This is a genomic window from Lactiplantibacillus sp. 7.2.4 (assembly GCF_018991185.1).
GTDB lineage: Bacteria > Bacillota > Bacilli > Lactobacillales > Lactobacillaceae > Lactiplantibacillus > Lactiplantibacillus pentosus.
In genome coordinates, this window is sequence record NZ_JAGYGS010000006.1 from 50628 (window position 1) to 66288 (window position 15661).

Genomic DNA, 15661 nt, shown 5'->3' on the forward strand with positions numbered 1-15661 from the left:
ATGTTGACCACAACTTTAAGTGCATGGATGACCACGTTACGGCATCAATTACACGCGCATCCTGAATTAGCTTTACACGAAGTCGCAACGACCAAACTCATCGCGCAGACCTTAAGTGGCTTAGGGGTCCGGTTGCTGGATTATCCAGGTGAGACGGGGGTCGTCGCTGAGATTGGCCACGGCGCACCAATAATTGCCTTACGCGCAGATATTGACGCTTTGCCAGTTGAGGAAACTAATGATTTACCCTATGCTTCAAAGATTCCCGGACGAATGCATGCTTGCGGTCATGACTTTCATACCGCATCCTTATTAGGCGCGGCACGGCTGTTGAAAGCACGCGAGGCTGATCTTACTGGAACCGTGCGCTTAATTTTTCAACCAGCTGAGGAAGGGCATCGGGGTGCACGCATCATGATTGATAACGGTGTTTTAACGGGTGTGCAGGCCATTGCGGGCTTTCATAATATGCCGAATTTGCCAGTCGGGACGGTGGCGATGAAATCCGGACCGTTAATGGCTAGTAATGACAACTTTGATGTAACGATTCAAGGCCAGGGCGCACACGCGGCCATGCCAGAGGCCAGTCATGACCCGATTGTGACTTTGGGTGAACTCATCGGCAATTTACAGACGATTCGGAGCCGCAATATTGCGCCCGATGCGGCCCTGGTTCTAACGATTGGTGCGATTCAGGCCGGGACCACGTACAATGTGATTCCCAATACAGCGAGTCTCAAAGGCACCATTCGCACCTTTAACGCGTCAAATCGGGCACTGGCCAAACAGCGCTTTTACGAGATCGTCAACGCGACGGCTAAAATGAATCAGCAAGCAGCAACCATCGAATGGGATCGTGGCCCAAGTTGTGTGACGAATGATGAGACTATTACGAGACTTTTGAAGACCGCCTTTGAAAATGATTTTAGGTTGGTTCCGGCGCAATTATGCAACGCGGATGATGACTTTGCCTTATACCAGGAGCGTGTTCCAGGCTGTTATGGCTTTCTAGGTTCGGGAGGCACCGGGGTCTTACATCAGTCGAATTATCAATGTGATGATGCTGGGTTAGCATATGGGGCACGTTTCCATGAGTTGGCAGCACTGGCACTCTTGAAGTGGGCGCAGTGACAAGATTGTTGATCGTTCTCGGTAAAATAGTGAATGGCTATACCAGACTTTTCAAACCATGGCGTGTAACCACGAATAGCTGACGAGGCCCAAGCCATTTGCCCGAATTCGGTTAAGCTCGTTCTGCAATGATTCAGATGGTGTGCAATAAGGTGATCAACTCGCTTTGAGTTAGTCACCTTATTTTAATTTCAAACATATCACGCCTGGTTGACTTTGCTAAAGAATGGTATTTCCTGCCACTTCTGATGACTATCAAGCACAGCCTTGTCCATACGCTTGGATAACGCTGATTGCTTTATCTGGGCTTAGTGATAAGATTAAATAAGAAAGCGTTTACTTATATGCTGATAACACAGATGCACCAATAAAAGGATAAGGTGAGCAACCATGACAACTGCTTTGCCAAAGGCCGTCAAAGTTTGGATGGGGGCCAATATGATTCAAATCGAATTTGATAATGGTCAGTATCGTTACATGCGCACGCATTTTATCAATGATTATCTCTTAGCTTGGTCACCGAAGAAGGGCAAGGGGAAGCGTAAAAACTTGTGGTTGCCGCCGACCTGGGAATGGCTCGGTTCTAACGCCCGAATCCAGCCGGATGGAACCGTGATTTTGTTTGACAAGGATGTCTACACCGCCAAGGAATTGTGGGAGAACAGTTGTGACAATATAGATTTGGTGTCAGGCGTGTAATCGAATTGATGATGTGTGATGAAATGCATCCGTGTGTTTTGACACTGGTACGCTGTCTTGCGGCTGGCGATAGGAGCTACTTTGTATTTAAAGAGGCGAAGGTCAATCACAGCCAATGGATGCCATCCTAATAGTTGTCGTCCAGGTTTGAAAGCTGTGCTCGTTATTATTTCAGATAATTGTCGATACCAAATGAACGCCACCTGACTGCAGCGTCCGTTGCAACAGGTGGCGTTCATTTGTTTTAAATTTGATTGCTATGCACAAGTTCTTGCTATAGTGGATTTGTTAATAGAACCAGTTTTGATTTTACGCTGCAATTTTACGCATTCTTGATGCCATCCAACGCCGACAACCGGTGCTTGACCTGCCGGAATTTTTCTGGAATCTCCGCATCCGGCATGCCATCATGCACCGCACAAGTGCCAGCATTTTCGGCAACTTGGTAGTACCAATATTTATAATTAACAACGTCTAAGGTCGCTTGTAAGTCAGCCATTTGTTGTTGCAGAGCGGTCCGCCGTTTTTGAAACATGTCACGCCGTTCTGCGATGGTCGAATCACCAGCCATCGTCCAATCGACAAAGGTTTTGATTTCTTTGATGCTCAGGCCGGCATTTTTGAGACACTTAATGAGATAAATAAATTCTAAATCGGATTCCTTGAATAATCGGGTCCCCAGCTTGTTGGAACTCCGAGTGACAAAGTCCAATAAGCCTTCCTTGGCATAATACCGCAACGTATAAGTGGTCAATCCGGTTCGCTGCGCCACATCATGAATCGTTAAAGTCATCGAAACACCTATTTTCATAAAAATTCTTGACTGATAGTTAACTATCAAGTCTAGAATTAAATATATGAGCTGTCGGAATATTTGTCAAGAATGCAGGTGAATGTGTATTTATTAGTATTTGGTTAATGAAACCTGTTACAATATAGGCGAATTGGACAGTATCATTATCTTAATGGAAGGAAGAACTACTAACGAACTTTGGTAGTTCAAGGTGATTAGGATGAAAGCAACAATTTTTGAAAAAGCGGGACTGGTTGATGTTCAGGAAGTTGACAAACCAACACTGCAGGCGGATGACGATGTGATCGTGCGTATCGTTCGGACCTGTGTTTGTGGTTCAGACTTGTGGGCTTACGCTCATGGTGATAATAAGGATGCGCATTCAATTAATGATGGGCATGAAGCGATTGGTATCGTTGAAGCCATTGGCGATGCAATTACCACGGTCAAACCCGGAGACTTCGTTATTACACCATTTACGCACGGCTGTGGCGACTGTGCCGCTTGTCGGGCCGGCTTTGATGGCACTTGTGATCGCCATCCCGGTGTTTCCAACTGGTCGAATGGATTCCAATCCGAATATATTCGTTTTACATACGGTAACTGGGCACTGATCAAGATTCCGGGGCAACCAAGTGATTACACGGAAGGCATGTTGAAGTCGTTATTGACTTTAGCGGATGTCATGCCAACTGGCTATCATGCAGCTCGTTGTGCGAATGTTCAACCAGGCGATAAAGTGGTCGTTATTGGTGATGGCGCGGTCGGTCAATGTGCCGTTATCGCTGCCAAAATGCGGGGTGCTTCTCAAATCGTCCTGATGAGTCGGCATGAAGATCGGCAACAAATGGCCCTTCAATCTGGTGCAACGGCGGTCGTCGCTGAACGAGGTGAAGAAGGCATTGCCAAAGTCCGTGAAATCCTGGGCGGTGGCGCTGACGCTGCCTTAGAATGTGTGGGTACCGAAGCAGCCATTGATCAAGCCCTAGGCGTATTGCACAATGGCGGACGCGTTGGTTATGTCGGTGTTCCGCATTATAACAACCGGCCACTCGGTTCGACGTTTGCCCAAAATATCGCGGTTGCAGGTGGTTCGGCTTCCGTTACGACCTATGACAAGCAGTTCCTACTTAAAGCCGTTTTGGATGGCAATATCAATCCAGGGCGCGTCTTTACGCAAACATACGCTTTAGCAGACATCAACCAAGCTTACCAAGATATGCAAAATCGTCAGACGATTAAAGCAATGGTGGTTGTCGACTAACTGGATAACTAGGTGTTGTGATTACACTAACCAGCGGGACATTCAGAAGATGCTCATCTTCTGATTGCCTCGCTTTTTGAGTAAAACTATCCTTGTTTTATAGATTTTGTACAATCGGCTGAGATGACAAAATTTGGAATTCTAAACGAAGATTATTTCAACGACTAAATTCAAGACCAGTGTCCGTTGAAATTTGTGATATTGAGAATAGTGAACGATATTCGTGTGATCTTCTCAGCATTCAAATCCCCTAAAGCATCATCGGTTCCAAATTAAAAGTTCGCCTGAAGGACCAGTTACCTAATATTCAGTGGTCAATTGTACCAGGATGGGTGGCTGTTCATCCGCTATTCGAGCGGCTTCCCGACTGTAGGGGCCGGCTGACAATGCTCAGTAGCCAAATTATTCTTAGCTGGAAGTGGTCTGCTTGCGGCTTAGAATAAGACTCGTATTTGAAATTGCGCAGTGGGTTTCTGCGTGAGTTCAAATCGATGTCGGCTTACGTTTCAGCAATTGTCAGTCGGCCCCAGAAGTCGGAATAAGGAGATTGCCAGCTGACGAACAGTAAACCAGACAATTGTCACGTTTTAATCATCTTTAATGCTAATAGAATAACTAACACAATGTGTCCAACATAGGTATTTATGCACTGAATTCAGGGGATTGAACTAGGAGCTAACTTGCCAATCATTTTTCGTTACAACATTGCCTACATCCTGCTTTGATAATTCACCATCCGAAGAAATGCATATTACTATTCGTGAAAATCACCACTTGATATACTGGTTCAAAAATGAGGTGGACCCCATGCGTGTATTTACTTGGATTGTCCGATCGATAGTTGGTGTGATGGTCTTAATTTGTCTCATCATGATTAGTTTAGCGCCCCAGCAAGTCGTGACCCATTTCAATGGTGCTGGTCTCGCGGATGCGTTCGGCCCACGGTGGTGGCTGATCGTGCTGCCATTGCTAACGGTGATCTTAGCTGAGTTCTGCATTCGTAAGGCCCGGCAAAAACGACGCAAACAAGGTATGTTGCAAGTCCCAACGCTGACCGGATTTGAGGGCCAGTGTATCGCCGTGTTGGTTAGTTTTAATGTGATGCTCTGGGTGATGTTACAATCTGAGATTCAAAGTTTGCTCGTAGGTGGCATTGTGGGCCTGTTGTGAATGCGAACATTTAAATAATGTTGGTAGGTAAGCCGGGTGACGCTTAAGTCAATCCGAATTTAGTGTTTCGATATTGCCAACTAATTATGATTGGATTTGAGGCCTTCTGGCGAGAATGTGGTTGTTATTCTTGTACGAAACGGACAATTTAATTTAAACGTATTAACAGCATGCGAAAGAATTGCGATGAATTCTTCTGCATGCTTTTTTGACATCCAACCAAAAACGGCGCGTTCACGGTACTGTGAGGCTTGCTGACGTGTCAGTCTATGGTCATTGGCTAAACGAACGCATCTTAAAGCTGGTAAATTATAAAGTTTATAGTCGCCTGATCATTTTTCTGGAAAATTCACGCAATTTTTAACTCGCAATTTTTGCTATTTCCGAGTTAATTTCAAAAAAATTTGAAACGGCCAATCCATTGATGTGGCGGGAATTCGTTTCTGCTCAAAAACGTCATACTATGAATTAAACTGCTGAAATCAATTGACAATCATTTGGGGGACGATTAACTTAATGCCATTCCCAAACGCCGTGAAAGGAGCGACTAGCAATGAGTGTGTTAGAAGCAAGCGAAATTATGCAATTAATTCCTAACCGGTATCCGATTTTATTCATGGACCGGGTGGACGAACTAAATCCGGGTGAATCAATTGTGGTGACGAAGAATGTCACCATCAATGAATCCTTTTTCCAAGGTCACTTTCCAGGTAACCCGGTGATGCCAGGGGTGCTGATTATTGAAGCGTTGGCCCAAGCAGCCTCAATTTTAATTTTGAAGTCTGAGAAGTTCGCGGGCAAGACCGCCTATCTTGGGGCGATCAAAGACGCCAAGTTTCGTAAAATTGTACGGCCTGGCGATGTCTTGAAGTTGCACGTCCAGATGGTCAAGCAGCGCTCGAACATGGGCACCGTCAGCTGTCAGGCGATGGTGGGCGATAAAGCCGCCTGCACGACAGACTTAACGTTTATCGTTAGTCCCACTGATTCAAAATAGAAAGGTGGTAACTGCAATTCGGCAAGCGCGTTTGGGAGATTTTGATCGATGCCGATTGTATCTAACTAACCATGACAAACAATTTTTCAATTCAAGCAACCGCCAAAGCTGTACCGCATACTGAAATTTACAATCAGGACCTGACATCTTTGATGGCAACTTCGGATGAGTGGATTCAGCAACGGACCGGTATCAAGACCCGCCATGTTGCGACCACTGAAACGACGACCAGTCTAGCCGTGGATGTTGCCCAGCAGTTGTTGCAGCAAAGCCAGCTCGCGGCAACGAGCATCGATTTAATTATTGTGGCGACCATGTCTCCGGATTTTTTGACACCGGCGACGGCACCTCAAGTGCAAGCAGCGATTGGCGCGACCAATGCGATTGCCTTTGATATTAATGTGGCTTGTGCCGGTTTTGTCTACGGCATGCAGCTGGTTCATCAATATTTACAGCCCAGTCAGCATGCCTTGCTTATCGGTAGTGAGACATTGAGTCACTTGGTAGATTGGCACGACCGTCGTACCGCCGTTTTGTTCGGCGATGGTGCGGGTGGCATGTTGATTGCCGCAGATTCGGATGCCCCAACCGGTCGCTGGATGGGCAGTCACTACGCCACGTTTGGTGCGGATGGCCACTATTTAACTGCGGGACAACAGCCGCGATTGAATCCCTGGTCGACCGACACAGCCGTCAAGCCAACCAATCAGTGGGCGTTTCAAATGAACGGTCGCCGGGTGTATGACTTTGCGACTAAGCAAGTGCCGCAATCTATCGAACAAGCGCTGACAGCTGCTAAACTGCAGGCAAATGAGGTGCAATCATTTATCCTACATCAAGCCAATGCGCGCATCGTGGCCAGTGTTGGCAAGACGTTGCATCTAAATACCGAACAATTACCCGTTAATATTGCCCAGTATGGCAATACGGCAGCCGCAAGCGAACCGATTTTATTTGCTGAGTTGGTGGCACAACACCAAATTCAACGCGGCGACAAACTAGTATTTACCGGTTTTGGCGGCGGCTTATCCGTCGGTAGTGCCGTGATTGAATATTAACTGAAGACAACACGGATATTATTTTAAAAATTCTGGAGGAACAGACTAATGACTAAAACTGAAATTTTTGACCAAATTAAAAAGATGATTGTTGAACAACTAGACGTGGATGCTGACAAGATTACGATGACGACCAACTTCACGGAAGATTTGGCGCTCGATAGTCTGGATGTCTTTGAAGTGATCGACAAGATCGAAGACGAATATGATATCGAAATTGAAACGGATGATGCATTAGCGACCGTTGGTGATTTGGTTGATTACGTCGCTAGCCACCAGGAAGCCAGCGAGGACTAAATCATGAAGCTGGCAATCTTATTCAGTGGGCAGGGGCAACAGTTCGCTGATATGGGACAAGACCTTTATCAAGCGCTGCCAGCCTACCAAAAGACGATTGATGCGGCCAATCAGGAACTGGACTGGGATTTACGGATCACCGATGATTGGTTAGACGATAACCAGCGTGGCCCGGTTGCCATTACGGCGATGAATATGGCCCTTTATCAAGCCTTAACACCCCTAGTTGGTTGCCCGACCGCGCTAGTTGGCTTAAGCTTGGGCGAATATGCTGCATTAATGGCAGCGGGGACGTTATCGTTTACAGATGGCCTCAAATTAGTGGCTGACCGTGCGCGTTACATGCAACGGGCCGGATTACAACAGCCAGGTGCAATGGTGGCGGCGTTAAAAGTCACACCTGCACTGGTAGCGGCTGCTTGTCAGCGTGCTAGCACGGTCGGAGCGGCCTACCCAGCCAATTATAATTTAGCTGATCAGATCGTGATTGGAGGTGACGCGGCGGGAATCAAGGCGGTCACCGCTGATCTGCACGACCACGGGATCAAACGGGTCGTGCCGTTAGACGTCGCGGTTGCGTCTCATACGCCACTAATGGCTAGTGCCAGTGAAGCGTTGGCGTACCGGTTACGCTATACGACCGTGGCAGCACCACAGATTCCAGTCATCAGTAATACCACCGTGGCACCGTTTAGTCAGGCGACGGTCAAGGAAACCTTAGTCAAACAGCTCATCACGCCAACGCATTTTGCAGCCTGTTTGGAACGGCTGGCGGCCTATGACATTGATGGCGTGGTTCAAGTCGGGCCGGGACACAATCTGGCCAAATTCGCCAAGCAAACGCTACCGAACGTCCGGGTATGGTCCATTGAAGATGTTGATGATTGGCAGACGTTTAAACAAGATATCGAGGAGGTAAGTGAACGTGGATGAAGTGATTATCGTGACGGGCGCGGCAAAGGGCATCGGCCTGGCGACGGTCAAACGATTGGCTGCGCAAGGCGCTCGTGTCGTGCTGAATGTCCATCATGAAATTGACGCGGAAGCTTGGCAAGCCTTGACGGCGACCTATCCGCAACTGGTTCAATTAGTGGGAGATGTCAGTGATGAATCCTCCGCGGCCGAGTTAGTTGAAACGGTCATGACAAATTTTGGCCGTATCGATGGGTTAGTCAATAACGCCGGCATGACTCATGACCAATTATTGACCCGGATGCACGCTGAAGATTTTAAACAGGTGTTGGAGACAAATCTGATTGGGACGTTTAACATGACGAAACATGTGCTCAAAGTGATGCAACGCCAACGGCAAGGAGCCATCGTCAATGTTGCCAGCGTTGTCGGCTTACACGGTAACATTGGACAAGCCAATTACGCAGCTAGCAAGGCCGGCATTATCGGTTTAACCAAGACGACCGCCAAGGAAGCCGCTCGCCGCCAAGTGCGCTGTAATGCGGTGGCGCCGGGCATGATTGAAACGGCGATGACCGCACAACTGAACGAGCGTGTCAGGACGGCAGCTTTAAGCGGTATTCCACTGCAGCGCTTTGGCACTCCTGATGAGATTGCTCAAGCGATTGACTTTTTATTACACCAACCGTATTTGACCGGACAAGTTTTGACGGTCGATGGCGGAATGACGATATAGACATGGGAGGGTAACCAATGACAGAACGAGTTGTGGTGACTGGGATGGGTGCGGTGACGCCCCTCGGTAACGATGTTGACACTTTTTTGGCGAATTTATTTGCGGGAAGACTTGGCATTGGACCGATTACCAAGTTCGATGCGACGGCAACAGGAATCAGTGTTGCCGGTGAAGTAGATGATTTTCAGCCAGAAAAACGGATCGAAAAGAAATTGGCAAAACGCCTAGATTTATTCTCAATTTATGGCTTATACAGTGCCAGTGAAGCAATGGCTCAAGCGGGTCTGGATGAAACGACGATTGACCGCGAACGGTTAGGTGTGATTTATGGTTCCGGTATTGGTGGTTTGACGACGATTGAAGCGCAAGTGATCAAGATGCACGACAAGAGCCCCAAACGGGTTTCACCGTTATTTGTGCCGAATTCGATCATTAATATGGTCGTCGGTAACATCGCCATGCAGTTCAATGCGCAGAACACCAGTCAGGCGATCGTCACGGCCTGTGCTTCGGCCACCAACGCGATTGGTGATGCGTTTGAATATTTACGCCAAGGAAAAGCTGACGTGATGATTACCGGTGGTGCAGAAGCGTCAGTCAACGAAATCGGTATTGCGGGCTTTGCCGCGTTGACCGCGTTATCCAAAGCCACTGATCCGACGAAAGCGTCGTTGCCATTTGACACAGACCGCAATGGCTTTGTGATGGGTGAAGGTGCCGCCAGCTTAGTCTTAGAAACGCTGACGCATGCTCAAGCGCGTGGTGCCAAAATTCTCGGTGAAGTTGTCGGTTATGGGACGACCAGTGATGCTTACCATATGACCGCACCACGGCCAGACGGTGCGGGTGCCAAACGTGCCATGCAGCAAGCCATTCAAGAAGCGGGCATTCAACCTGAAGATGTCGGCTATATCAACGCACATGGCACGGCGACCCACGCCAATGATAGCGCTGAAGCCCACGCAATTGCCGAACTATTTGGTGAAAATACCCCTGTCAGCAGTACCAAAGGGATGACCGGACACTTGTTAGGCGCTGCCGGTGCGATCGAAGCGGTCGCGACGATTGGTGCCTTACAAGCGGGACAGTTACCGCCCAATGTCGGGTGTACGACGCCAGATCCTGATTGTCCGGTAAACTTGGTCTCGCCCGCGACCCAGCAACAGGCTGCCACCTATGCATTGAGTAATTCATTTGGCTTTGGCGGTCACAATGCCGTCGTCGCCTTTAAAAAGTGGGTGAGCGCATGAGTATGACGAATACGGAAGCCATGACCGCACTGATCGACCAGTTCAACCAGTCTAGTGCGCAAGTCATGGATGTCAAGACGAGTGAGTTTGAATTACATCTGAACAAACAAGCGGTCCTAACCCAGCCGATCTCAGCGAGTGACCAGCCACAAGCGACTAATACGGCTGAACCAGCACCAGGATCCCCATCGACACCTGCGGCCACTCGTTCATCAGCGACCATGGTAACGGCGCCGCTAGTCGGAGTGGCGTATTTAGCCGCGGAACCTAAGGCGGAACCATTTGTCCAAGTCGGCACGCACGTCAAGGCTGGCGAAACGCTGTGTGTCATTGAAGCGATGAAGATGATCAATGAAGTGCCGAGCCCAGTTAGTGGGACGGTCAAGGAAGTTCTGGTCAAGAACGCGGCAATGGTCGAGTTTGATGAGCCACTATTTGCGATTGAGGAGACGAAAGCCTAATGGAAGTGACTAGTTTAATTCCGCAGCGATATCCGGTGCAACTCTTGGATCGTATCGTTAGTGTTGATCCAGGGGTCGGTGCAACCGCCGAAAAATTAGTGACCATCAATGAATGGTTTTTCCAAAGTCCAACGCTGACGGGGCGAACGATGATGCGGCCACTGTTGCTAGAGATTTTAGCGCAAACGGGGGTCGTCGCCTTGCTATCGATTCCTGAGCATCACCGGCAAAACGTCTTCTTCGGTGGAATTCGACAGGCTAATTTTAAGGCGGATGTTCACCCTGGGGACCGCTTAGAATCAACCGTCACCCTGACGAAGCTTCGGCGTCAAATTGGCACTGGCCATGGGATGATCACTTGCGCGGGTCATGAAGTCGTCAGTGCGGATTTGACCTTTGTGATTCAGACTTAAGGGAGGTCAGAGGATTGTTTGAAAAAGTATTAGTAGCCAATCGGGGCGAAATTGCGGTGCAGATTATTCGTGCGTTGCATGAAGTCGGCAGTCAAGCCGTCGCCGTCTATTCGGTGGCCGACCTGGATAGTCTATTTGTTCGACTCGCCGACGAAGCCGTTTGTATCGGTGATGGCCCGGTCAATCAGTCTTATTTGAACATGCAGGCCGTAATCAGTGCTGCCAATCTGACAGGCTGTCAAGCCGTTCATCCGGGCTACGGTTTCTTGTCTGAAAACGCCGCGTTCGCCCAACTATGTGCGGATTGCCAGTTAACGTTTATCGGACCTAGCCCAGCAGTGATCGACCAAATGGGTGACAAGGAAAATGCCCGCCAGACAATGCAACGATTGGGTGTACCAGTCATTCCAGGCAGTCAAGCGGTACTGGAAAATGTCGACGCTGCCTTAAAATCGGCGCATGAGTTGGGCTATCCGGTCATGATTAAGGCTGCCGCGGGTGGTGGCGGTAAGGGCATTCGAGCCGTCAACGATGATCAGGCGCTAGCACGTGCATTTCAGACCGCTCAACAGGAAGCACAGGCGTCATACGATGATCAACGGCTGTACCTCGAAAAGATTATTGCCCCTGCCAAACATATTGAAGTGCAAGTCTTGGCAGACCAACAGGGGCACGTCGTTTATTTACCCGAGCGAGATTGTTCGCTACAACGTAATCATCAAAAAGTAATGGAAGAAACGCCATGTCAGGTGATGACCAGTGCCGAACGATTGGAACTAGGCCAGTTAGTGGCGGATGCAACCAAAAAGTTGGGTTATACAAATACGGGGACTTATGAGTTTTTGATGGATCAGCAGCACCACTTTTATTTTTTGGAAATGAACACGCGATTGCAAGTTGAACATACGGTCACTGAAATGGTGACGGGGATTGAGCTAATTAAGGCCCAGCTTACGATTGCGGCGGGAGAACCATTGCCATTTGCGCAAGCCGATATACACGTTCAGGGTACCGCGCTTGAATGCCGTCTGAACGCGGAAGATCCACAGCACGACTTCCGGCCACAACCAGGTCGAATTGAACAACTGATTTATCCGATAGGCACGTTGGGGGTGCGCATTGATGCCGGTGTGGTTGCGGGGAGTTTGATTGCACCGTTTTATGATTCGATGATCGCTAAAGTAATTGTCCATAGCAATCAGCGCCAGACGACGCTTAACAAGATGCAGCGGTGCCTGGATGAATTGATGCTGACTGGCATTCAAACCAATCAGGACTTTTTAGCCGCATTGCTAAATACAAAAGCGGTGGCAGACGGTACTTATACGACAACGTACATTGAACAAGATTTTTTGAAGGGGTGGTTAAACGATGCCCAAGCGCAAGTTTCAAGCGCCAACTGAGCAACAACTCGCGGTTCGACGGGATTACATTCCGGATGCGCTATTAACTCGTTGTCCAGTTTGTCATCAAGATTGCTATACACAAGATTTAGGCGAGTTCAAGGCTTGCCCACATTGTGACTACGGATTCCGACTCCCAGCATGGGAACGGGTGGCGCAGTTAACGGATGCTTTTGACGAGCACGATGCGGACTTGCGTGCACCAGTTGATTTTACGGACGCCGCTTATCAGGACAAACTAAGACGGGCAACCGCTCTGTCGCAGATGAGTGAAAGTGTCTTGACTGGGATTGCGGCCACTGACGACATGCAATTTGGATTAGGGGTCATGGATACCAATTTTATGATGGGCAGTTTAGGGTCCGCCACTGGGGAGAAAATCACCCGTTTGTTCGATGCTTGTACGATACAAAAGCTTCCGGTCGTGATGGTGACGGCCTCTGGTGGGGCACGGATGCAAGAAGGCACCCGGGCACTGATGCAGATGGCAAAAATATCTGCGGCGGTAGCTAAACACCGTGAAGCCGGGTTATTGTATATCGCAATTTTAACTGATCCAACCACAGGCGGTGTGACCGCAAGTTTTGCGATGCAAGGTGACATTATGCTGAGCGAGCCACGGGCCTTGATTGGATTTGCCGGGCGTCGCGTCATCGAACAAACCATTCAACAGACGCCACCCGCAGATTTTCAACGGGCAGAAACGTTGTTTGCGAATGGTTGGTTGGACCAAATTGTGCCGCGACCGGCCTTGAAACAAACGTTACAACGATTATTGCGGCTCACACAAGGAGGTCGTCAAAATGGCTGATACCACTGCTTATGAACAAGTTCAGGCGGCACGGTCCACTGACAAAATTAGTATTGAAGCGTTGATCGATGGCCTAACGGAAGACTTTTTTGCTTGTCATGGGGATCGCCAACGCGCGGATGATCCGGCAGTGATTGCCGGACTAGCGACGATTGCTGAACGCCCCGTTACCATTATTGGCATTCAGAAAGGGCAAACGTTAGCCGATAATCAGGCGCGCCACTTTGGTTGTGCAACGCCCAGCGGCTATCGTAAAGCACTGCGGTTGATGCAACAAGCAGAAGCATTACGGCAACCAGTCGTCACGTTGATCAATACACCCGGCGCTTATCCGGGGGTGGATGCTGAATATCAGGGTCAAGGTCGTGCGATTGCCGACTGTTTGTTAGCCGGTATTCAGTTAAAAGTGCCCTTTTTAAGTCTCATCGTTGGTGAAGGCGGTAGCGGTGGCGCACTCGCCTTGGCGTGTGGCGACCAAGTCTGGATGCTAGCGAAAAGTACTTATTCGGTGCTCTCACCGGAAGGCTACGCCACTATTTTATGGAAGCAATCACAACGTGCGGCAGAAGCGGCGGAAAAAATGCGACTCACACCGACGGAATTATTAGCAGACGGCGTGATTGACCGGATTATCCCGGAAGTCGCAACGGCCGCTGATTGCCAGCCGCTTAAAGCCGCAATCGACGAAACACTAACTGCTTTAGCAGCCAAGCCGGTGACAGAACTCGTGGCACAACGCCAGGCCCGTTATCGACAATTTTAAATAAGTAAGGAATGATGAGTGATGGACGGAATTTTATCAGGCAAGACCATTGTGGTGATGGGCGTTGCCAACCAGCGTAGTATTGCCTGGGGGTGTACCGAGGCATTGATGGCTCAGGGTGCGCAAGTTATCTTGACCTATCAAAATGACCGTTTGAAGCAAAGTTTACATCGATTCGTCGCACCCGAAGTGCCGCTGATTGCCTGTGACGTTGCCGATGACGATAATGTTGACCAAGCGTTTGCAACGATCAAACAGCAATATGGTGCCCTGGATGGGATTATCCATGCGATTGCCTATGCCGATAAAGCGACACTGGAAGGGGATTTTGTCGATACGACTAAGGCTGGTTACGATTTAGCCCAAAATATTAGTGCCTATTCGCTGATTGCAATTGCCAGAGCAGCGCGGCCAATGCTCAAACCGGGTGCCAGTCTCGTGACATTGACGTATTTCGGGTCAGAACGGGCCGTACCGAATTATAATATGATGGGAGTTGCAAAGGCTGCCCTCGAAGCGAATGTCCGCTACTTAGCCCGTGACTTGGGCCCACAGCAGATTCGCGTCAATGCCATTTCAGCTGGGGCAGTCAAAACACTGGCCGTAACTGGTATCCACGAGCATCAGCAATTATTGAAATTATCTCGAAGTATGACAGTGGATGGCGAACCAGTCAAAACGCGTGAAATTGGCAATGTGGCCGCCTTTTTACTCAGTGACCTGTCGACTGGGATGACCGGCGATGTGGTCTACGTAGATAAAGGGGTTCACTTGAGTTAATGGTCATGACGCAGGTCCGCTTTGCACAGCAGTGGCTGGATTTACCAGCGGATGCTTCCAGACAAACGCGCAGGAAAACACAACGGTTGGTGAGTCGCGCGTTGATTCAACAATTACTGCCAGCACCACTTGCTTATCGCCGCTTAGGTCAGCCGTATTTTCCGAGTCAACCACAGTTAGGGGTCAGTGTCAGTCATACGGCCCAGTTCGTGCTAGTGGCATTGGGCCCAGGTCCACTGGGGATTGATGTGGAACAGGTGCGACCACGAGATTTTACGGCGATTCAGCGCGCGTTTACGTCCGCAGAGTGGCAGTTGTTACAAGCCCGGCCAAAACCAGTGCAGCAGCGTTTAGGCTGGCAACTTTGGACGGCCAAGGAAGCGGTCTTGAAGCTGGTTGGTTGTGGCTTGACGCAGGCCCCATGCCGGGTTGAAGTGCTAGATTTAAAGCAAGGTGTTGTGCGGTATCAATCCCAGTTATATCGTTTACGACCATTAGCCTTGCCAGCGATGTATGTCGGCTGGGTCGCACAACCAATGCGTGGCGGCCGAGATTAGCGGTGTGTGGTTCAACGCTGGATGGAATGGGCGCTGCAAGGTTCAACTTGAGCGCGCATTAACAACGCAATGCACTGTTTGCGTGCTAATGCGCGATAATGGCCGGACATAAAAGCAGTTCTGAGTCACGTCTTAACTGGCGGCGGCACTCAGAACTGCTTTTAGT

General features: G+C 49.1%; 18 protein-coding genes. 17 read left to right on the top strand and 1 reads right to left on the bottom strand.

What is annotated here, in order from left to right:
• Window positions 1–1131: an amidohydrolase gene (locus tag KGF70_RS03345; protein WP_216767925.1), complete on the top strand. Its 1131-nt coding sequence runs from the start codon at window positions 1–3 to the stop codon at window positions 1129–1131.
• 390 nt (window positions 1132–1521) lie between these two features.
• Entirely contained in the window at window positions 1522–1830 is a 309-nt protein-coding gene (locus KGF70_RS03350; RefSeq protein ID WP_105923893.1) for a hypothetical protein, read from the top strand.
• Between the two features lie 322 nt (window positions 1831–2152).
• Here KGF70_RS03350 and KGF70_RS03355 read toward each other — a convergent pair whose 3' ends face one another.
• Complete coding sequence (locus KGF70_RS03355; RefSeq protein ID WP_216767924.1) at window positions 2153–2623, bottom strand: MerR family transcriptional regulator; 471 nt, start codon at window positions 2621–2623, stop codon at window positions 2153–2155.
• A 220-nt stretch (window positions 2624–2843) separates the two neighbouring features.
• Between KGF70_RS03355 and KGF70_RS03360 the strand changes: the two genes are divergently transcribed.
• The 15 genes from KGF70_RS03360 to KGF70_RS03430 all read left to right on the top strand — a co-directional run bounded on the left by KGF70_RS03360 (window position 2844) and on the right by KGF70_RS03430 (window position 15495).
• Window positions 2844–3887 carry an alcohol dehydrogenase catalytic domain-containing protein gene (locus tag KGF70_RS03360; RefSeq protein WP_088769589.1) on the top strand — a complete coding sequence of 348 codons (1044 nt, stop codon included), beginning with the start codon at window positions 2844–2846 and terminating at the stop codon, window positions 3885–3887.
• A gap of 807 nt (window positions 3888–4694) precedes the next feature.
• Window positions 4695–5057 carry a DUF1648 domain-containing protein gene (locus KGF70_RS03365; RefSeq protein ID WP_003638654.1) on the top strand — a complete coding sequence of 121 codons (363 nt, stop codon included), beginning with the start codon at window positions 4695–4697 and terminating at the stop codon, window positions 5055–5057.
• Between the two features lie 553 nt (window positions 5058–5610).
• Window positions 5611–6054, top strand: a complete 444-nt coding sequence (fabZ, locus tag KGF70_RS03370) for a 3-hydroxyacyl-ACP dehydratase FabZ (protein ID WP_003638655.1) — start codon at window positions 5611–5613, stop codon at window positions 6052–6054.
• 71 nt (window positions 6055–6125) lie between these two features.
• Window positions 6126–7112 carry a beta-ketoacyl-ACP synthase III gene (locus KGF70_RS03375; RefSeq protein ID WP_216767923.1) on the top strand — a complete coding sequence of 329 codons (987 nt, stop codon included), beginning with the start codon at window positions 6126–6128 and terminating at the stop codon, window positions 7110–7112.
• A gap of 48 nt (window positions 7113–7160) precedes the next feature.
• Entirely contained in the window at window positions 7161–7409 is a 249-nt protein-coding gene (gene acpP / locus KGF70_RS03380; protein ID WP_050338737.1) for an acyl carrier protein, read from the top strand.
• Window positions 7410–7412: 3 nt separating this feature from the next.
• Window positions 7413–8342, top strand: coding sequence for an ACP S-malonyltransferase (locus KGF70_RS03385; RefSeq protein ID WP_120768520.1), 930 nt, complete (start codon window positions 7413–7415; stop codon window positions 8340–8342).
• Window positions 8329–9057, top strand: coding sequence for a 3-oxoacyl-ACP reductase family protein (locus KGF70_RS03390; RefSeq protein ID WP_216767922.1), 729 nt, complete (start codon window positions 8329–8331; stop codon window positions 9055–9057). The genes KGF70_RS03385 and KGF70_RS03390 overlap by 14 nt, the downstream gene beginning before the upstream one ends.
• Before the next feature lie 17 nt (window positions 9058–9074).
• Entirely contained in the window at window positions 9075–10307 is a 1233-nt protein-coding gene (fabF, locus tag KGF70_RS03395) for a beta-ketoacyl-ACP synthase II (protein ID WP_216767921.1), read from the top strand.
• Complete coding sequence (locus KGF70_RS03400) at window positions 10304–10768, top strand: acetyl-CoA carboxylase biotin carboxyl carrier protein subunit (RefSeq protein ID WP_216767920.1); 465 nt, start codon at window positions 10304–10306, stop codon at window positions 10766–10768. Before fabF ends, KGF70_RS03400 begins: the two co-directional genes overlap by 4 nt.
• On the top strand, window positions 10768–11181 hold the full coding sequence (locus tag KGF70_RS03405; protein ID WP_216767919.1) for a 3-hydroxyacyl-ACP dehydratase FabZ family protein: 414 nt from the start codon (window positions 10768–10770) through the stop codon (window positions 11179–11181). Before KGF70_RS03400 ends, KGF70_RS03405 begins: the two co-directional genes overlap by 1 nt.
• Window positions 11182–11195: 14 nt before the next feature.
• Window positions 11196–12584 carry an acetyl/propionyl/methylcrotonyl-CoA carboxylase subunit alpha gene (locus KGF70_RS03410; protein ID WP_216767918.1) on the top strand — a complete coding sequence of 463 codons (1389 nt, stop codon included), beginning with the start codon at window positions 11196–11198 and terminating at the stop codon, window positions 12582–12584.
• Entirely contained in the window at window positions 12553–13395 is an 843-nt protein-coding gene (locus KGF70_RS03415) for an acetyl-CoA carboxylase carboxyltransferase subunit beta (protein WP_216767917.1), read from the top strand. The genes KGF70_RS03410 and KGF70_RS03415 overlap by 32 nt, the downstream gene beginning before the upstream one ends.
• Window positions 13388–14158, top strand: coding sequence for a carboxyltransferase subunit alpha (accA, locus tag KGF70_RS03420; protein ID WP_105922588.1), 771 nt, complete (start codon window positions 13388–13390; stop codon window positions 14156–14158). The genes KGF70_RS03415 and accA overlap by 8 nt, the downstream gene beginning before the upstream one ends.
• Window positions 14159–14179: 21 nt before the next feature.
• Entirely contained in the window at window positions 14180–14938 is a 759-nt protein-coding gene (gene fabI / locus KGF70_RS03425; RefSeq protein ID WP_216767916.1) for an enoyl-ACP reductase FabI, read from the top strand.
• Window positions 14938–15495: a 4'-phosphopantetheinyl transferase superfamily protein gene (locus tag KGF70_RS03430; protein WP_216767915.1), complete on the top strand. Its 558-nt coding sequence runs from the start codon at window positions 14938–14940 to the stop codon at window positions 15493–15495. Before fabI ends, KGF70_RS03430 begins: the two co-directional genes overlap by 1 nt.
• The last annotated feature ends 166 nt before the right edge of the window (window positions 15496–15661 follow it).